Origin of the sequence: Streptomyces sp. NPDC088097 (assembly GCF_044741845.1) — a bacterium.
Taxonomy (GTDB): domain Bacteria; phylum Actinomycetota; class Actinomycetes; order Streptomycetales; family Streptomycetaceae; genus Streptomyces.
In genome coordinates this window covers 201338-219911 of the sequence record NZ_JBIUTJ010000010.1, presented here as the reverse complement: position 1 = coordinate 219911, position 18574 = coordinate 201338, and the positions used below count along the sequence as shown (strand labels likewise).

Sequence of the window (18574 nt, the reverse complement as noted above, 5' to 3'; positions counted from 1 at the left end):
CCCGGGGCCGCGGGACGCACCTACCGTCAAGAGGGTCGGCGATGCGCCCGCGCATCTCCGAACATCCCCGCGAACACCCCCGCGCTTGCCGGCGCGACCCCGCACATCCACGGACACGGAGTGAGAACCATGGCGCAGACGCTGGTTGTCATCGGCCACGGCATGGTGGGACACCGCCTGCTGGAAGCGCTCGCCGAGCGCGACGCGCTCGCCGGTCCCGCCCGGCCGGGCGGGACCGGCTGGCAGGCCGTCGTCCTGGCCGAGGAGGACCGGCCCGCCTACGACCGCGTCCACCTGTCCGCCGCCTTCACCGGCGCCACCGGGGAGGAGCTGACGCTGGGTGAACCCGGTTTCGTCGAGCGGCACGGCATCGACCTGCGCCTCGGGGACCCGGCCGTCGCCATCGACACCACCGCCCGCACCGTCACCAGCCGCTCCGGCGCCGTCCTCGACTACGACGCGCTCGTGCTGGCCACCGGCTCCCACCCCTTCGTACCGCCCATCGAGGGCGCCGACGCCGAGGGCTGCTTCACCTACCGCACCCTCGACGACGTCCGGGCACTGACCTCCTACGCGGCCGCCGCCCGGGTGAGGAACGGCGTCGTCATCGGCGGCGGGCTGCTCGGGCTGGAGGCCGCCGGCGCGCTGCGCACCCTCGGCCTGACCACGCACGTCGTGGAGTTCGCCCCCCGGCTGATGCCGCTCCAGGTGGACGACGGGGGAGCCGCCGCGCTGCGCTCCACCATCGAGTCCATGGGCGTGGCCGTGCACACCGGCGTCGGCGCCGTGGGCGTCCAGGTCCACTCCGACGGGCGGGCGCAGGCGCTGCGGCTGACCAACGGCGAGGAGATCAGCGCCGACGTCGTGGTCTTCTCCGCCGGCGTGCGGCCCCGCGACCGGCTCGCCCGCGAGTGCGGCCTGGCCGTGGGCGACCGGGGCGGCGTGGTCGTCGACGCGCACTGCCGCACCAGCGACCCGTACGTCTACGCGGTCGGCGAGTGCGCGCAGACCGTCGACGGCAAGGTGTACGGGCTGGTCGCGCCCGGCTACCAGATGGCCGAGACCGTCGCCGAGGCCCTGGCGGGCGAGGGCGGACTGACCTTCACCGGGGCCGACACCTCCACCAAGCTCAAGCTGATGGGCGCCGACGTGGCCTCCTTCGGCGACCCCTTCGCCCCCGAGGGCCGCGACGGGGCCGTGTCCGTGGTCTTCTCCGACGCCCGCGAGGGCGTCTACAAGAAGCTGCTGCTCGGCCCGGACGGGGCCCTGCTCGGCGGGATCCTCGTCGGCGACGCCGAGGCCTACGGCTCCCTCAAACCGCACGCCGGACGTCAACTGCCGGCCCCGGCCGAGGCCTTCATCCTGCCCCTGTCCGACGGGCCGGCGCTGCCCGGCGCCGACTCCCTGCCCGACGACGCGGTGGTGTGCTCCTGCCACAACGTCACCAAGGGACAGGTCCGCGAAGCGGTGGGCGCCGAATCCCTCACCGACATCGGCGGGATCAAGAAGTGCACCAAGGCGGGCACCGGCTGCGGCGGCTGCGTCGGCACCCTCCAAGCCGTCTTGGACGTCGAGTTGGCGGCCGCGGGCATCGAGAGGCCGCGCGGGCTGTGCGAGCACTTCACCCTGACCCGGGCCGAGATCTACGAGAAGGTCCGCACCGAGCGCATCCGGGGCTTCGGCGAGCTGCTGGAGACCTATGGAGAGGGCGGCGAGGGCTGCGCCGTCTGCAAGCCGGTCGTCGCCAACGTCCTGGGCACCCTCGCCCCCGACCTGGGCCTCGGGCACATCCTGGACGGCGAGCAGGCCGGCCTCCAGGACTCCAACGACCTCTTCCTCGCCAACCTCCAGAAGGACGGCAGCTACTCCGTCGTCCCGCGCGTCGCCGGCGGGGAGATCACCGCCGACCAGGTCATCGCCCTCGGCGAGGTGGCCCGCGACTACGGCCTCTACACGAAGATCACCGGCGCGCAGCGGATCGGCCTCTTCGGCGCCCGCAGGGAACAGCTCCCGGACATCTGGCGACGCCTGGGCGGAGCCGGCTTCGAGTCCGGCCAGGCCTACGGGAAGTCCCTGCGCGCGGTGAAGTCCTGCGTCGGGGCGCGCTTTTGCCGCTTCGGCCAGGGCGACTCCATCCAGCTCGCCATCGACCTGGAGCTGCGCTACCGCGGCCTGCGCACCCCCCACAAGTTCAAGGGCGGGGTCTCCGGCTGCCTGCGCGAGTGCGCGGAGGCCCGAGGCAAGGACATCGGCGTCATCGCCACCGCCAACGGGTGGAACCTGTACGTCGGCGGCAACGGCGGGGCGACCCCCCGCCACGCCGACCTGCTCGCCTCCGACCTGACCACCGGGGAGCTCCTCGCGCTCGTCGACCGCTTCCTCATGTACTACGTCCGCACCGCCGAACGCCTGGAGCGCACGGCGGCCTGGGTGGAGCGCCTCGGCGGCAGCACGGCCGGGATCGCGCACCTCAAGGAGGTGCTGATCGAGGACTCGCTGGGGATCCGCGCGGAGCTGGAGGCGCAGATGGAGCGGCACGTGGCGGCCTACCAGGACGAATGGCAGGCCGTCCTGGAGGACCCGGCGGCGCTGGAGCGGTTCGGCGCCGTGGACTTCGGGAGCGGGCGGGCGACCGGCGACGCCCGGGACGCCCTGGAGCCCGGCCGCGGCCGGACCGTCGTCCTGGCCGACGGGACCGAGGCGGCCGTCTTCAAGGACCGCGCGGGCACCGTGTACGCCGTCGGCAACCGCGACCCCTTCTCGGGCGCCGACGTGATCGCCAACGGCATCATGGGCTCCCGTGACGGAGTGCCGGTCGTGGCCTCCCCGATGCACAAGCAGGTCTTCGACCTGCGCACCGGTGTCTGCCTGGACGACCCGGAGGTCTCCCTCCCGGTGCTCGACGTGCGCTGAGGCGCACGCGCCCCGGGGGGCGACCAACGTCGTGTGGGCGACAGGACCTTGTCCTGTCGCCCACACGACGTTCGCCCCTGATGCCGGGGCCGTCGCAGGGCGGAGTCTGGATAGGTCAGGACCCCTCTCAACGTTCAGGACCACGCCATGAGTTCCGCCACGCAGCAAGCGCCGAAGGTGCTCGCCGATCCGGCGCAGTACCGGCCGGGGGGCACCATCACCGAGTGGACCCCGGAGGATCCGTCCTTCTGGCGCGCCACCGGCAAGAAGGTGGCCACCCGCAACCTGTGGATCGCCGTTCCGGCGCTCTTGGTGGCCTTCGTGGTCTGGCAGGTCTGGAGCATCACCGCCACCAACCTCAAGGACGTCGGCTTCGGCTTCTCCCAGTCGCAGCTGTTCTGGCTGACGGCCGTCCCGGGCATCACCGGCGGTACCGCCCGCATCTTCTACACGTTCCTCGGCCCGATGATCGGACAGCGCCGCTTCACCGCGCTGTCGACGGTGGTCCTGATCGTGCCGCTGCTGTGGCTCGGCTTCGCCGTGCAGGACCCGAACACCTCCTACGGCACGATGATCGCGATCGCAGCGCTCTGTGGCATCGGCGGCGCGAACTTCTCCTCGTCCCTGGCCAACATCGGCTTCTTCTACCCGAAGCAGGAGAAGGGCAACGCGACCGGCATCAACGGCGGCCTGGGCAACCTGGGCGTCTCCGTGGTCCAACTGCTCACCCCCATCCTGATCACCTCCTCCGTCCTGGCGATCGGCGCGGGCCAGAAGAAGGCCGACGGCAGCGAGATCTACCTCCAGAACGCCGCCTTCGTCTGGGTCCCCGTCCTGATCGTGCTCGCGGCGCTCGCCTGGTTCGGACAGAACGACCTGAAGGTCGCCTCCACCCCCTTCAGCCAGCAGAAGATCATCTTCAAGCGCAAGCACAACTGGCTGATGACCTGGCTCTACGTGGGCACCTTCGGCTCCTTCATCGGCTTCGCCGCCGCACTGCCGCTGCTCATCAAGACCACCTTCCCGGACTACTCGGTCGCCACCTACGCCTGGATGGGCCCCGCCCTCGGTGCGCTGGCCCGCTGGGGCGGCGGCTGGATCGCGGACAAGCTCGGCGGAGCGCGCGTGACGATCCTGTCCTTCGTGGGCATGGGCATCTCGATCATCGGCGTCATCAACTTCCTTCCCGGCGGGTCCGACCCCGGCTCCTTCTACGGCTTCTTCTTCTGCTTCCTGGCGGCTTTCTTCTTCTCCGGGATCGGCAACGGCTCGACCTTCCGGCAGATCCCGGTGATCTTCCGGGGTCAGCACCTCAAGGGGCTGACCGAGGGCACGCCCGAGCACGCGAAGGCGCTCAAGCAGGCGGAGATCGAGTCGGGCGCGGTGACGGGCTTCACCGCCGCCATCGCCGCCTACGGCTTCTTCTTCATCCCGGCGATGTTCGCCAACTTCGCCGTGACCAGCGCCATGTGGGGCTTCGTGGCCTTCTACGCCAGCTGCGTCGTCGTCGCCTGGTGGTTCTATGCCCGCAAGGGCGCCGAGGCCCCCAGCTAAGGGCTGTCCCGTACCGAAAGGCCACGCCGTGCTCGGCATGTTCCTGCAACTCGCCGTCATGGTGGCGGCCATCGCCCTGGGGTCCCGCAAAGGCGGGGTGGCCATGGGGCTGTGGGGGGCCGTCGGGGTGTTCGTGTTGGCCACCTTCTTCGGGGTGGCCCCCGCCGACACCTCCGGCATCGTGGACGTGATGCTGATCATCCTCGCGGTGATCATGGCCGCCTCCGCCATGGAGGCCGCCGGCGGCATCGACCACCTGGTCGGCCTGGCCGAGCGGGCGATCCGCCGCAACCCCCGCCGCGTGGTCTACGTCGCGCCCCTGGTCTCCTGGGCCTTCACCCTCGGGGCCGGCACGGCCCACGTCTTCTACCCCCTCCTGCCCGTCATCCACGACGTGGCCCGCGAGGGCGGGGTCCGCCCCGAGCGGCCCATCGCCGTCTCCTCCATCGCCGCGACCTTCGGCATCACCGCCTCACCGGTCTCCGCGGCCATGGCCGCCATGATCGTGATGTTCGACGGCGACGGCTGGAACCTCCCCCGGATCATGGCCGTGGCCATCCCCTCGACCCTGCTCGGCGTCCTCGTCGCCGCCACTCTCCAGTCCCGGATCGGCAAGGAACTCGGGCAGGACGCGGAGTACCTGCGCCGACTGGCCGCCGGCGAGATCGAGGCCGTGGCCCCCGCCGAAGCCACCGCGCGGCCACCGCTGCGACCGCGGGCCCGCTGGTCCGCGTACCTCTTCCTCGGCGGGACCGCGGCCGTGGTCGTCAGCGGTATCTTCCCGGCCCTGCGCCCCCACTCCGGCAAGGGCCCGCTGTCCATGCCCGCCACCATCGAGATCCTCATGATGGCCGTGGCCGCCCTGATCCTGCTGTGCTGCAAGGTCGACGCCAAGCGGATCCCCGCCACCGACGTCGCCCGCTCGGGACTGGTCGCCGTCATCGGTGTCTTCGGGCTGTCCTGGCTCGGGCTCTCCTTCATCGGGGCCAACGAGGCCCGGATCACCGGCGCCCTCGGCGGCGTCGCGCAGGACCACCCCTGGTTCTTCGCCGTCATGCTGCTGCTCCTCTCCGCCCTCCTCTTCAGCCAGGCCACCACCACCAAGGCCCTCATGCCCCTCGGGCTCGCGCTCGGCATACCCGCCCCCTTCCTCATCGCCATGTGGCCGGCGGTGAACGGCTACTTCCTGCTGCCCACCTACGGAACCTTCATCGCCGCGATCAACTTCGACCGGACCGGCACCACCCGGGTCGGCCGCTTCGTCGTCAACCACTCCTTCATGGTGCCGGGCCTCGTCACGACGTGCGTCGCGGTATCCACAGGCTTCGCTCTGGTTCGGATCATCTGACTTACGCACCTGCCGACCCGCCCTTCAAGCCCCTCCCGCAACCCTTCCGCCACCTCCCTCCAAATTCTTGTGAAAGTTTTCACAAGCGCACGAAGGACCTTTGACCCACATGAAATGCCAGGTCAGCAGTGCCGGGGGAGTCGGGGGAGCGTTGACCGAGGGACTTTCGGGCCCCAGCTCAGGACCAACGCGGCCACAAATGATCGATCAAAAGGCGTGCAATGGATACAAGCAATGAGGCGACTCGGAAGGTGCCGGCCATGACTGCCACCCCTGCGGAAACCACGAAGAACGGCGAAGCCTGGGACGGCTTCAAGGGCGGACTGTGGCGCGACGCCATCGACGTCCGCGACTTCATCCAGCAGAACTACACGCCGTACGAGGGTGACGACTCCTTCCTCGCCGGTCCCACCGAGCGCACCACCGCCGTGTGGAAGGCGATCACGGACAAGTTCCCGGAGGAGCGCGAGAAGGGCGTCTACGACGTCGCCCACGACATCCCCTCCACGATCACCTCCCACGCCCCCGGTTACATCGACCGCGACAAGGACCTGATCGTCGGCCTCCAGACGGACGCCCCGCTCAAGCGCGCGATCATGCCCTACGGCGGCTGGCGCATGGTCGCCGGCGCCCTGGAGACCTACGGCTACCCGGTCTCCGAAGACCTGGAGAAGGTCTTCACGGAGTACCGCAAGACCCACAACGCCGGTGTCTTCGACGCCTACACCCCCGAGATCCGCGCCGCCCGCAAGGCCGGCATCGTCACGGGCCTCCCGGACGCCTACGGCCGTGGCCGGATCATCGGCGACTACCGCCGCGTGGCCCTCTACGGCGTCGACCGCCTCATCTCCTTCAAGAAGGAGGAGAAGGAGGAGCTGAACGCCCTCCCCGCCGGCAACCGCTCGCTGGAGGAGACGATCCGTCTGCGCGAGGAACTCTCGGAGCAGACGCGCGCCCTGGCCGAGCTCAAGGCGATGGCTGCCTCCTACGGCCACGACATCTCCGGCCCGGCCAAGACCGGTCGCGAGGCCGTCCAGTGGCTGTACTTCGCCTACCTCGCCGCCGTGAAGGAGCAGAACGGCGCGGCCATGTCGCTCGGCCGCACCTCCACCTTCATCGACGTCTACCTCCAGCGCGACATCGAGGCCGGTCTCCTCACCGAGGAGCAGGCCCAGGAGCTGGTCGACGACTTCATCATCAAGCTCCGCATCGTCCGCTTCCTGCGTACCCCGGACTACGACGAACTGTTCTCCGGCGACCCCACCTGGGTCACCGAGTCCATCGCCGGCATGGGCGAGGACGGCCGGCCGCTGGTCACCAAGTCCTCCTTCCGCTACCTCCAGACCCTCTACAACCTCGGCCCGGCCCCCGAGCCGAACATGACGGTCTTCTGGTCGCCCCAGCTCCCGCAGGGCTTCAAGGAGTTCTGTGCCCGCGTCTCGATCGACACCTCCTCGGTGCAGTACGAGTCCGACGAGCTGATGCGCCCCCGCTTCGGCGACGACACCGCCATCGCGTGCTGCGTCTCGGCGATGCCCGTCGGCAAGCAGATGCAGTACTTCGGCGCCCGGGTGAACGTCGCCAAGACCCTCCTCTACGCGATCAACGGCGGCCGCGACGAGAAGTCCGGCGACCAGGTCGGCCCGCGGACCGGGGCGCTCACCTCCGACGTCCTGGACTACGACCAGGTCATGGCCAAGTTCGACGAGCAGATGGAATGGCTCGCGCAGACCTACGTCCACGCGCTGAACGTCATCCACTACATGCACGACAGGTACGCCTACGAGCGCATCGAGATGGCCCTGCACGACCGCGACGTGCGGCGCACCATGGCCTGCGGCATCGCCGGCCTCTCCGTCGCCGCCGACTCCCTCGCGGCCATCAAGTACGCCAAGGTCACCGCGCTGCGCGACGAGACCGGCCTCGTCACCGACTACGCCATCGACGGCGAGTACCCGGCCTTCGGCAACAACGACGACCGCGTCGACGACATCGCCGTCTGGCTCGTCGAGGAGTTCATGAAGAAGGTGCGCAAGCACGAGACGTACCGCGGCGCCGAGCACACCCAGTCCGTCCTGACCATCACCTCGAACGTGGTCTACGGCAAGAAGACCGGCAACACCCCCGACGGCCGCCGCGCCGGCGAGCCCTTCTCCCCGGGCGCCAACCCGATGAACGGCCGCGACACCCACGGCTACGTCACCTCGGCGCTGTCGGTCGCCAAGCTCCCCTACGAGGACGCCGAGGACGGCATCTCGCTGACCAACACCGTCACCCCCGACGGCCTGGGCCGCACCCCCGAGGAGCGGATCAAGAACCTGGCCGGCGTGCTCGACGGCTACATGGCCAGCGACGGCTTCCACATGAACGTGAACGTGCTCAACCGCGACACGCTCATGGACGCCATGGAGCACCCCGAGAACTACCCGCAGCTGACCATCCGCGTCAGCGGCTACGCGGTGAACTTCGTCCGGCTCACGCGGGCCCAGCAGCTCGACGTGCTGAACCGCACCTTCCACGGCTCGCTCTAGAGCCACCAGGCCCGCGCGGCCCGGGGCCGGGTCCTCACCCCGGCCCCGGGGCCGCGCGACTCCACCGGACACCAGATCAGCGAACCCGAATCTGGAGCACCCGCCATGACCGTCCTCTTCGGTACGAGCATCCCCGTCGGCCAGGCCAACGCCGTGGCCACCAGCGCGGGCCGGACGCCCGCGGCGGCCGCCACCCAGCGGCCCAGCGAGGGCTCGGTGCACTCCTGGGACCTCTCCACCGGAGTCGACGGCCCCGGCACGCGGTTCGTGACCTTCCTCGCAGGCTGCCCGCTGACCTGCCTGTACTGCCACAACCCCGACACCATGCGGATGCGCAACGGCAAGCGCACCTCGGCCGACGCCGTCATCGCCGAGGCCCGCAAGTACACCCGGTTCATCTCCGCCTCGGGCGGCGGCGCCACCATCTCCGGCGGCGAACCCCTCCTCCAGCCCGTCTTCGCGGGCGAGCTGCTGCACCGGATGAGGAACGACCTCGGCCTGCACACGGCCCTGGACACCTCCGGCTTCCTCGGCGCCCGCGCCACCGACGCGCTGCTGCGCGACGTGGACCTGGTGCTCCTCGACATCAAGTCCTGGGACCGGGAGACCTACAAGAAGGTGACCGGCCGCCCGCTGGAGCCCACCCTGGACTTCGCCCGCCGCCTCGCCGACCTCGGCAAGGAGGTCCACCTGCGGTTCGTGCTCGTGCCCGGACTAACCGACGCGCGCGAGAACGTCGAGGGCGTCGCCGCCTTCGCCGCGCGCCTCGGCAACGTCTCACGGGTCGACGTACTGCCCTTCCACAAGCTCGGCGAGAGCAAGTGGGAGGCCCTGGACATGCCGTTCTCCCTGCACGACACCCCCTCGCCGACCGCCGAGCAGGTCGCCGAGGCCAAGGCCGTCTTCGAGGCGCAGGGGCTGAAGGCCGTCTGACCCCCGTTCGGAGCAACCATAAAGGGGATATAACGGGCTGAAACGGTACTGACCACCTAGCGTGGTGCTGTGTCCGAGCCCACAGAAGTCCTCGCCGCAGCCCCGCCGCCACCCGCGGCCCCACCGCCGGCCCGGCGGTCCGTCAGCGCACGGGCCACCCTGGCCGGCACCGTCGTCTCGCTGCTGCTCGTCGTCGCGATCGTGCTGGGCAGTCGGCTGCTGAGGGACTTCGACTCCGCCCTGTTGCCGTACGCCGTCGCCGGCGTCTTCCTGGCCTTCGGCGTGGCCTACCGGTACACGGTCTGGGTCTCCGCGCCCGGCGCGCGGCGCCTCTTCAAGAAGGGCTTCGGCAGCTTCTTCTCGGTCGCCAACTTCAAGAAGGCGCCCACCGCCCTGCCGAAGATGATCGCCACCTACCTGGGCTTCCAGAAGTTCCTCGGCGCACGCTCCCGTGCCCGCTGGGCCGCCCACCAGCTGATGTTCTGGGGCTGCCTGCTGGCCGCCGCGATCACCTTCCCGCTGACCTGGGGCTGGTTCACCTTCACCTCCGCCACCGGCTCGGGCCCCGGCTACGAGATGCGGATCTGGGGCATCAAGGTCCTCGGCTTCGACTCCCTCGACATCCTCGGCTGGCTGATGTTCCACGGCCTGGACATCGCCGCCGTGCTCGTCATCCCCGGCGCCTCCTACTTCCTGTGGCGCCGGATGAAGGACCGCGGGGCCATCACGGGCCAGCGCTTCGCCTACGACCTGCTTCCGCTGATCTGCCTCATCGTGATCTCGGTGACGGGGCTGCTGCTGACCTTCTCGTCGATCTTCCTGCACGGCGGCGGATACGAGTTCCTGGCGCTGCTGCACATGGTCTCGGTGGTCTTCACCCTCATCTACATCCCCTTCGGGAAGTTCTTCCACATCGTCCAACGCCCGGCCGCCGTCGGCATGCAGCTGTTCAAGTACACGACCCGCGAGGACGAGCAGATCTTCGCCTGCAAGCGCTGTGGCGAACCCGTGGACACCGCGCCGTACGTCGAGAACCTGCGCGGAACGATGAAGGACCTGAACCTCGGCTTCGACGCCTGGGCCGAGTACTGCCCGCGCTGCAAGCGGGTCCTGCGCGGCAACGCCTACCTGAACCACGTCAAGAAGGGCTTCAAGTGACCGCGACCGACCCCGCCCGGGTGGCGCAGGCCGCTCCCGCCCCGTCCCTCGACCCGTCCATCGCCCCGCCCGGCACCCGCAACTTCCGCGATGCCGGGGGCATCCCCGCCGACCAGTGGCACGCCGACCAGAACGGCGAGACCCTCGTCCCCACCCACTGCTGCTTCTGCGGCGTGCAGTGCGGGATGTACCTGCGCGTGGACAAGGGCGGCAAGGTCTTCGGCGTCGAACCCCGCAACCACGACATCAACCGGATGCGGCTGTGCCCCAAGGGCATCAACGCCTACCAGCAGGTCAACCACCCCGACCGGCTGACGGCCCCGCTGATGCGCCGCTCGCGCGAGGAGGAGTTCAAGGAGGTCTCCTGGGACGAGGCCCTCGACTTCACCGTCGCCGAGGTCCGCCGCATCCAGGCCGCCCACGGCAACGACGCCTTCGGGCTGCTCGGCGGGGCCAGCCTCTACTCCGAGAAGACCTACCTGGTCGGCAAGTTCGGCCGGGTCGCCCTCAAGACCCGGCACGTCGACTACAACGGCCGCCTGTGCATGGTCAGCGCCGCCGGGGCCAACAAGCTGTCCTTCGGCATCGACCGGGCCGCCAACCCCTTCGCCGACATCCTCCTCACGGACTGCCTGCTGATCGCCGGGTCGAACGTGGGGGAGTGCTTCCCCGTGATGACCCAGTACGTCTGGGGAGCCCGCGACCGGGGCGCCTCGCTGATCGTGGTCGACCCCCGCGAGACGGCCATCGCCCGCACCGCCGACATCCACGTCGCCCTCAAGCCCGGCACCGACTCGGCGTTCTTCAACGCCGTCCTCCACGTGATCGTCGCCGAGGGGCTGACCGACGAGGCCTACCTCGCCGCGCACACCACCGGCTGGGAGGAGGTCCGCGAGACCGTCCAGGCCTATCCTCCCGCCCGGTCGGCCGCCATCTGCGGCGTCCCCGAGGAGCAGATCGTCCAGGTGGCCCGCACCTTCGGCCGCGCGGGCAAGGCCATGGCCTTCCACGCCCGGGGTGTCGAGCACCACTCGCAGGGCGTCGAGAACTGCCTGTCGATCATCAACATGTGCGTCGCCACCGGGAACCTCGGCAAGCCCGGAGCCGGCTACGGCACCATCACCGGTCAGGGCAACGGCCAGGGCGGACGCGAACACGGCCAGAAGTCGGACCTGTTGCCCGGCGGCCGTTCCATCATGAACGAGGAGCACCGCCTGCAGATCTGCGCCATCTGGGGCATCGAGGAGTCCGAACTCCCGCTCGCCGGCACCTCCATGATGGAGATGGTCTGGCAGATGCAGCGCCGGGAGATCCGCGGCCTCATCGGGATCTGCAACAACCCCTTCGTGTCCCTGCCCAACTACGCCGTCGTCAAGGACGGGTACGACGCCCTCGAATTCCACGCCCAGTTCGACTTCTTCCTCTCCGAGACCGCCGACAACGCGCACGTGGTCTTCCCCGTCACCGTCTGGGCCGAGGACGAGGGCGTCATGGCCAACACCGAGGCCCGCGTCGTCAAGCACAACAAGGCGCAGGAGCCGCCCCCGGGCGTCCGCACCGACACCTGGGTGATCTGCGAACTGGCCCGCCGCCTCGGCGCGGGCGACAAGTTCGACTTCCCCGGCTCCCGCGAGGTGTTCGAGGAGCTGCGGATCGCCTCCGCCGGCACCGTCAACGACTACTACGGCATCACCTACGAGCGCCTGGAGGAGACCGGCGGGATCATGTGGCCCTGCCCCTCCACCGACCACCCGGGCACCCCGCGCCTGTTCGAGGGCGGCCAGACCTACCATCCCGACGGGAAGGTCCACCTCCAGGTCGTCGAATGGCACGCCCCGATGGACCCGTACACCGAGGAGTACCCGCTCTCCCTCACCACCGGTCGGACCGTGGCGCACTTCCTCTCCGGCAACCAGACCCGCCGGCTCGGCGCACTCGTCGAGCAGACCCCGCGCCCCTGGGTGGAGGTGCACCCCTCCCACGGCTTCCGCAACGGCGATCCGGTCCGGGTGGTCACCCGCCGGGGCAGCGAGGTCTTCCCGGCCCTGGTCACCGAGGCGATCCGGCCCGACACCGTCTTCATCCCCTACCACTGGCCCGTCCCGACGGCCGCGAACGCCCTCACCATCGACGCCCTCGACCCCCGGTCGAAGATCCCCGAGTACAAGGTCTGCGCCGCCCGGATCGAGGCGGCCGAACGGGTCGACGAGGTGCCCGCGCCGCCCATGCCCCCCGGCCGCGAGGCCTATCCGGAGACCCAGGTATCCCGTACCGATCCCCTGCCTCCCACGTCCCCGCAGGGTCGTGGCACGGCGGAGAGGAACTGACGCCATGATGGGTCGCACGATCTTCATCGACCCGGGCCGCTGCATCGGCTGCCAGGCCTGTGTCTCCGCCTGCCGCGAATGCGACTCGCACCGCGGCAAGTCGATGATCCACCTGGACTACACCGAACCCGGCCAGTCCGTCGCCTCCCTCCCCACGGTCTGCATGCACTGCGAGGACCCGGTCGCGCCCTGCGCCGAGGTCTGCCCCGCCGACGCGATCCTGGTGACCGCCGACGGGGTGGTCCAACAGGCCGACACCACCCGCTGCATCGGCTGCTCCAACTGCGTCAACGCCTGCCCGTTCGGAGTGCCGAAGATCGACCTCCAGGCGAAGCTCCAGATGAAGTGCAACCTCTGCTACGACCGCACCGCCTACGGACTCGCGCCGATGTGCGCCACCGTCTGCCCGACCGGAGCCCTCTTCTACGGAACCCTCGAAGAGCTGCAGGCCGAGCGCCCCGGCGTGCAGGTCGCCGACTCCTTCACCTTCGGGGACGTGGTGGTCTCCACCGGAGTGGCGATGGTCGTTCCCGCAGACAAGGTCCGTTGGCCGGTCCCCGGCGGCCTGCCCATCGTCGAGGTGAACGGAGTGGACGTCCGATGAGTGTGACCGAACAGCCCTCGCCCGGGCAGGAGCACGGCTCCGACGCCGCGGCCGACCAACTGCGCGACCGGATCAGCGCCGACTCCCTCACCACCCGCCGCGACTACCTGCGGATCGTGGCCACCGTCTCCGGCGGCCTGGCCATCGGCGGCGTCGGCGTGGCCGCCGGCATCCTGCACCGGCACGGCGACAGCGACTCCCTGCCCACGCCGAAGCGGGTCACCGACGCGCTGGCGCCCGGCCAGTCCGTGGCCTTCCGCTTCCCGGGCGAGGAGGACCGGGCCATCGCCGTCCGCCTCTCCGACGGCAACCTCGTCGGCTACTCGGCCGTCTGCACCCACCTGGCCTGCGCCGTCCTCTGGCGCGAGGACCGGGGCGCCGACGGGGAGCTGTACTGCCCTTGCCACGAGGGCGTCTTCGACGCCCGCAGCGGCGAGGTGACGGCCGGACCGCCGCCCCGTCCCCTCCCGAAGGTCTTCCTGACCGAGCAGGCCGACGGCAGCGTCTGGGCCGTGGCCACCGCCCGCTCGGGAGAACCGGCCAAGGAGGCCCTGTGCCGACAGTTCGGCCCGTCCAGTCCCGAGGCGGCCCGACTGGGCTGTCCCGGGGCGGCCCCCGGCCCCGAGAGCAGGCGGACATGAGCGACCTCCCCCCGCCTCCCGGCCCCGACTACCGCCCGGGGAGCGCCCAACCCCGGCTGAACCGGCCGGTGCGCGAGAGGTACCCGCAGATCCGCTCCACCAGCGGTTACGGCGACCCGCGGATCCGGCACACCGGCCCGGGCCCGGGCGCCGGCAGCGAACAGGAACCGGAGCGCTCCTCCAAGCTCAACGCCCGGCTGGTGCTGGCCCTCACCGTGGTGATCGGGCAGCTCTGGGCGCTGACCGTGACCGTCGACGAGTGGATGAAGGGAAACACCCACACGGCGTGGTGGGGGGCGGGGTTCCTGGTCCTGTCCTTCCTCGTCGTGATCGGCCTGTGGCTCCTCGACCCGAAGGACCGATGACCATGACCATCCCCACGCCCACCCCGCCCGCGGTGCGTTCGCACCGCGCCGAGACCTACAAGCCCGGCGCCACCATCGCGGACTGGCGGCCCGAGGACGACGGCTTCTGGCAGTCCACCGGCCGCCGGGTCGCCCAGCGCAACCTCTGGGTGTCCATCCCGGCCCTGATGCTCGGCTTCGTGGTCTGGCAGGTCTGGTCGGTGACCGTCGTCAAGCTGAACGACGTCGGCTTCGGCTTCACCAAGTCGCAGTTGTTCTGGCTGACCGCGATCCCCGGCCTCACCGGCGGCACCTTCCGGATCCTCTACACCTTCATCGGGCCCATCTTCGGCGAGCGGAAGTTCACCGCCTTCAGCACGATCATCCTGGTCGCCCCGATGCTGTGGCTGGGCTTCGCCCTCCAGGACAACGGCACCCCGTACTGGGAGCTGGCGCTCATCGCGGCCGTCTGCGGGATCGGCGGCGCGAACTTCGCCTCCTCCATGGCCAACATCGGCTTCTTCTTTCCCAAGCGGGAGAAGGGCAGCGCCAACGGCCTCAACGGCGGCCTCGGCAACCTCGGCGTGAGCGTGGTCCAGCTGGTCGCGCCGCTGGTGGTCACGGCCGCCGTGCTGGGCGCCCCGGCGGGCGGCCCGCAGCACGACGGCAAGAAGGACACCGACATCTGGTTGCAGAACGGCGCCTTCCTGTGGGTGCCGCTCCTGGTGATCATGGCGCTGCTCGCCTGGTTCCTGATGAACGACCTGAGGGTGGCCGCGGCCCCCTTCAGCCAGCAGAAGATCATCTTCAAGCGCAAGCACAACTGGCTGATGACCTGGCTCTACGTGGGCACCTTCGGCTCCTTCATCGGCTTCGCCGCCGGTCTGCCCCTGCTGATCAAGAACAACTTCGAGGCGCAGGGCTACCAGGCCACCACCTACGCCTGGATCGGCCCCTTCGTGGGCGCGCTCATGCGTTGGGCCGGTGGCTGGTTCTCCGACAAGATCGGCGGCGCCAGGGTCACCATGCTGTCCTTCGTGGGCATGGCGGCGGCTCTGGTGGTCGTGATCTTCGCGCTTCCCGCCGGTGACGACCCGGGCAGCTTCTGGGCCTTCTTCATCGGCTTCCTGGTGGCCTTCGCCTTCTCCGGGCTGGGCAACGGGTCGACCTTCCGACAGATCCCGGTGATCTTCCGGGACCAGCACATGCAGGCGGTCGAGGGTCAGGGCCCCGAGGCGCAGGCCGCCGCGCTCAAGCAGTCGGAGATGGAGGCGGGCGCCGTCACCGGCTTCTCCTCCGCCATCGCGGCCTACGGCTTCTTCTTCATCCCCGCGATGTTCGCCGCCATGGCCGTCACCAACGCGCTCTGGCTGTTCATCGGCTTCTACGCCACCTGCCTCGTGGTGTGCTGGTGGTTCTACGCGCGCAAGGGCGCGGAAGCCCCCAGCTGACCGGCGCCGGAAGAGGGGTCGGGTGCGGCCGTACCCTGGAGGCATGAGCACCGCGCCCACCCCCGCCCCGGACCCGCAGTCCCCCAAGCCCGGGTCCGAGCCGAAGCCCCGGCCGAAGGCCAAGCCCGGGCTGGTCTTCGACGACCCGCTCGACCGGCAGTCCTCCGACGACACCGACCGGGGCTGGGGCGAGCGGCCGCCCGCCGGCGGAAGCGCGGGCGACCTGGCCCGCTTCCTCGACGAGAAGCCCCCGCACCACATCTGAGCCGCGGGGACGGTCAGAAGGCGTCGCGCGCCCCCGGCGACCCGCCGTTGTTCGCGCCGCCGCCGCCGTTCGCGTTGCGCTGGGCGACGAGGGTGTCCCGGATCTCCTTGAGGACCTCCAGCTCGGTGATCTCGATGGTCTCCTGCACGCCTTCCTTGGCCTTGCGGCGCGCCTCCTGCTTGGCGAGGTACTTCGCCATCGGGAGCACCATCAGGAAGTAGACGACGGCCGCGGTGATCAGGAAGGTCAGCGTGGCGTTGAGCACCGAACCCCACAGGAGTTCCACGCCCGTCGGCTTGCCGTCGGCGCCGATCCCGCAGGGGTCCTTGATGCAGCTCTTGTAGGCATCGAGACTCTGCGTGCCCGCGAGGCCGATCACCGGGCTGATGAGGCCCTTCACGACAGAGTTCACAATGTTCGTGAACGCGGCGCCGATCACCACGGCGACCGCCAGGTCGACCACGTTGCCGCGCATCAGGAAGGCCTTGAAGCCCGCCAGCACGCTCACTTTCTTCGTCTCGCTCATCGTCGAGCCTTTCTTCGTATCCACGGAACACGGAGTCAACGGTTCCGAAAGCTACGGCAGTCGAGGCCCGGCCTGTCCAATCGAGGCCCTTGCGCAGGTGACTTGCGCGCGCGGATGTGCGAATTGTCGTGGTCAGCACAGGGTCACCGCCAGTCGTGCCGTCGCGCCCGCGCCCACCAGGGCCCGCGCCGTCTCACGGGGGACGGAGAGCACCACCAGGGCCCCGCCGTCGCCCACGTCCTTCTCCGGGGCGGGTACTTCGGAGACCCGGGCCCCCGCGGCGACCACCCTCGGCGGCCCGGACCGCTCCGCCGCGACCACGTCGACCCGGTCCCCGGGGCGCAGCAGCCGCACCGTCGCCGCGTCCGCGATGCGCACCGGAGCCGACACCGGGCGGACGGCCGCGGGAGGCGGTTTCACCTCCGGAGGCGGGGCGCCCCGGGAGGCCTGGGCTTGGGTCCCGCCCACCGCGAGGGCCGCCGCGGCCATGGCCAGCCCGGCCGCCCCGGCCCGCCGCCGACGCCGTACCGCGCGCCGCAGCCGGCCTCCCGCCCGACCCACGCGCAGCGGGGGGAAGAGGGGAATCGCACGGGCGGGGGGACAGGTGGCGAAGTGGACCGGGCCGGAGGGGCCTGCCGAACGACCGAAGTCCGAGGGATGCGCCATCTGCGCCACCTGCGCCACCCGCGCGACCTGAGCCACCTGCGCGGCGTACGGGCCGTACGAGGACGAGGAGGCCGGCGCGGGTGACGAGGCCGGCGCGGCCGACGGGGGGAGCGCGGGTGAAGCGGTCGCGGGGGAGGGGGAGTTCTCGTAGGGCAGCATGGACATGGCGAGCACCGCCGAATCGTTCGGAACGAAGCCCGGGCCCAGCGCCCGGACATCCCTCACGATCGGCCGGCCCGCCCGATCCCGCTCGGGCCTGTGGACGATCCCCAGCCTGTGGACAACTTCCCCACCCTCAAGGGTGAGCCGCCCCGGAGTTCCAGGCACCCGGCCCCGGCCCCGGCACCCGGCCCCGGCACCCGACGCCCCGACCCCGCGACCCCGGCCGCCCCCGCCCCCCTACGGCAGCTCGATGCCCAGGTCCCAGCCGTCGTGGGCGTGGGTGCACAGGCAGGCGCGGGAAGCGGTCTCCGGCAGGGCCGCCACCGCGTCGAAGAGGACCTCGCGGAGCCGGCCGACGTTCTCGCCGAACACCTTCAGGACCTCCGTGTGCGAGACCCCCTCGCCCGTCTCGGCGCCCGCGTCCAGGTCCGTGACCAGGGCCATCGAGGTGTAGCAGAGCCCCAGCTCGCGCGCGAGGACCGCCTCCGGGTGGCCGGTCATGCCCACCACCGACCAGCCGGCCGCCGCGTGCCACCGCGACTCGGCGCGCGTCGAGAAGCGCGGCCCCTCGATGACGACCATGGTGCCGCCGTCCACCGGCTCCCAGTCCCGCCCCCGCGCCGCCGCGAGCGCCACGGAGCGCCCGACCGGGCAGTACGGGTCGGCGAAGGTGGTGTGCACGACGTTCGGGACGCTGCCGTCCGGCAGCGGCTCCCCGTCGAAGAAGGTCTGCGCGCGGGACTTCGTACGGTCCACCAGCTGGTCCGGCACCAGCAGGGTCCCCGGGCCGTACTCCGTCCGCAGCCCGCCGACCGCGCAGGGGCCGAGCACCTGACGGACGCCGACCGAGCGCAGCGCCCAGAGGTTGGCCCGGTAGTTGATCTTGTTGGGCGGCACGGTGTGGCCGCGCCCGTGGCGCGGCAGGAAGGCCACCTGGCGTCCGGCCAGCTCGCCGACGTAGAGGGAGTCGCTCGGAGGCCCGTACGGGGTCTCCACCCGGACCTCGGAGACGTCCTCCAGGAAGGAGTAGAAGCCCGAACCGCCGATTACACCGATCTCCGCGTTCACCATGGCGCCACCCTAACCGGGTACGCGTGAGGCCCCGCTGCCCAGGAGGGCGTACGGGGCCTTGCGAAACACTGACGGAGCGT

15 protein-coding genes are annotated in these 18574 nt (G+C 70.6%); 12 read left to right on the top strand and 3 right to left on the bottom strand.

Going from position 1 to position 18574, the window contains the following annotated elements:
• Positions 1–129: 129 nt before the first annotated feature.
• The 12 genes from nirB to ACIOD1_RS25625 all read left to right on the top strand — a co-directional run bounded on the left by nirB (position 130) and on the right by ACIOD1_RS25625 (position 16069).
• Positions 130–2913: a nitrite reductase large subunit NirB gene (gene nirB, locus ACIOD1_RS25680; protein ID WP_401904837.1), complete on the top strand. Its 2784-nt coding sequence runs from the start codon at positions 130–132 to the stop codon at positions 2911–2913.
• A 147-nt stretch (positions 2914–3060) separates the two neighbouring features.
• Positions 3061–4467: a NarK family nitrate/nitrite MFS transporter gene (locus tag ACIOD1_RS25675; protein WP_401904836.1), complete on the top strand. Its 1407-nt coding sequence runs from the start codon at positions 3061–3063 to the stop codon at positions 4465–4467.
• A 37-nt stretch (positions 4468–4504) separates the two neighbouring features.
• The gene (locus ACIOD1_RS25670; protein ID WP_401904833.1) at positions 4505–5815 is read left to right on the top strand and encodes an anaerobic C4-dicarboxylate transporter family protein; all 1311 of its coding nucleotides are present in this window, start codon (positions 4505–4507) and stop codon (positions 5813–5815) included.
• Positions 5816–6075: 260 nt separating this feature from the next.
• Positions 6076–8346 (top strand): formate C-acetyltransferase, encoded by a 2271-nt coding sequence (pflB, locus tag ACIOD1_RS25665; RefSeq protein WP_365621188.1) that lies wholly within the window; start codon positions 6076–6078, stop codon positions 8344–8346.
• Positions 8347–8451: 105 nt separating this feature from the next.
• Positions 8452–9279 (top strand): pyruvate formate-lyase-activating protein, encoded by an 828-nt coding sequence (pflA, locus tag ACIOD1_RS25660; protein ID WP_401904831.1) that lies wholly within the window; start codon positions 8452–8454, stop codon positions 9277–9279.
• A gap of 69 nt (positions 9280–9348) precedes the next feature.
• Entirely contained in the window at positions 9349–10437 is a 1089-nt protein-coding gene (locus tag ACIOD1_RS25655; RefSeq protein WP_365621182.1) for an MFS transporter, read from the top strand.
• A complete protein-coding gene (locus ACIOD1_RS25650) occupies positions 10434–12764 on the top strand; it encodes a molybdopterin oxidoreductase family protein (protein ID WP_401904829.1) in 2331 nt (776 codons plus the stop codon). The genes ACIOD1_RS25655 and ACIOD1_RS25650 overlap by 4 nt, the downstream gene beginning before the upstream one ends.
• A gap of 4 nt (positions 12765–12768) precedes the next feature.
• Positions 12769–13368, top strand: a complete 600-nt coding sequence (locus ACIOD1_RS25645; RefSeq protein WP_365621176.1) for a 4Fe-4S dicluster domain-containing protein — start codon at positions 12769–12771, stop codon at positions 13366–13368.
• The gene (locus tag ACIOD1_RS25640) at positions 13365–14009 is read left to right on the top strand and encodes a Rieske (2Fe-2S) protein (RefSeq protein WP_365621174.1); all 645 of its coding nucleotides are present in this window, start codon (positions 13365–13367) and stop codon (positions 14007–14009) included. The genes ACIOD1_RS25645 and ACIOD1_RS25640 overlap by 4 nt, the downstream gene beginning before the upstream one ends.
• Positions 14006–14374 (top strand): hypothetical protein, encoded by a 369-nt coding sequence (locus ACIOD1_RS25635; protein ID WP_401904827.1) that lies wholly within the window; start codon positions 14006–14008, stop codon positions 14372–14374. Before ACIOD1_RS25640 ends, ACIOD1_RS25635 begins: the two co-directional genes overlap by 4 nt.
• 2 nt (positions 14375–14376) lie before the next feature.
• Positions 14377–15804 carry a NarK family nitrate/nitrite MFS transporter gene (locus tag ACIOD1_RS25630; RefSeq protein ID WP_365621168.1) on the top strand — a complete coding sequence of 476 codons (1428 nt, stop codon included), beginning with the start codon at positions 14377–14379 and terminating at the stop codon, positions 15802–15804.
• 43 nt (positions 15805–15847) lie between these two features.
• Entirely contained in the window at positions 15848–16069 is a 222-nt protein-coding gene (locus ACIOD1_RS25625; protein WP_365621165.1) for a hypothetical protein, read from the top strand.
• A gap of 13 nt (positions 16070–16082) precedes the next feature.
• Here the strand turns inward: ACIOD1_RS25625 and mscL are convergent, their stop codons facing one another.
• The 3 genes from mscL to ACIOD1_RS25610 form a co-directional block, all read right to left on the bottom strand.
• Positions 16083–16595, bottom strand: a complete 513-nt coding sequence (gene mscL / locus ACIOD1_RS25620; RefSeq protein ID WP_401904825.1) for a large conductance mechanosensitive channel protein MscL — start codon at positions 16593–16595, stop codon at positions 16083–16085.
• A gap of 132 nt (positions 16596–16727) precedes the next feature.
• Positions 16728–17426 carry a hypothetical protein gene (locus tag ACIOD1_RS25615; RefSeq protein WP_401904876.1) on the bottom strand — a complete coding sequence of 233 codons (699 nt, stop codon included), beginning with the start codon at positions 17424–17426 and terminating at the stop codon, positions 16728–16730.
• 234 nt (positions 17427–17660) lie between these two features.
• Complete coding sequence (locus tag ACIOD1_RS25610) at positions 17661–18494, bottom strand: S-methyl-5'-thioadenosine phosphorylase (protein ID WP_365621159.1); 834 nt, start codon at positions 18492–18494, stop codon at positions 17661–17663.
• Positions 18495–18574: the final 80 nt, after the last annotated feature.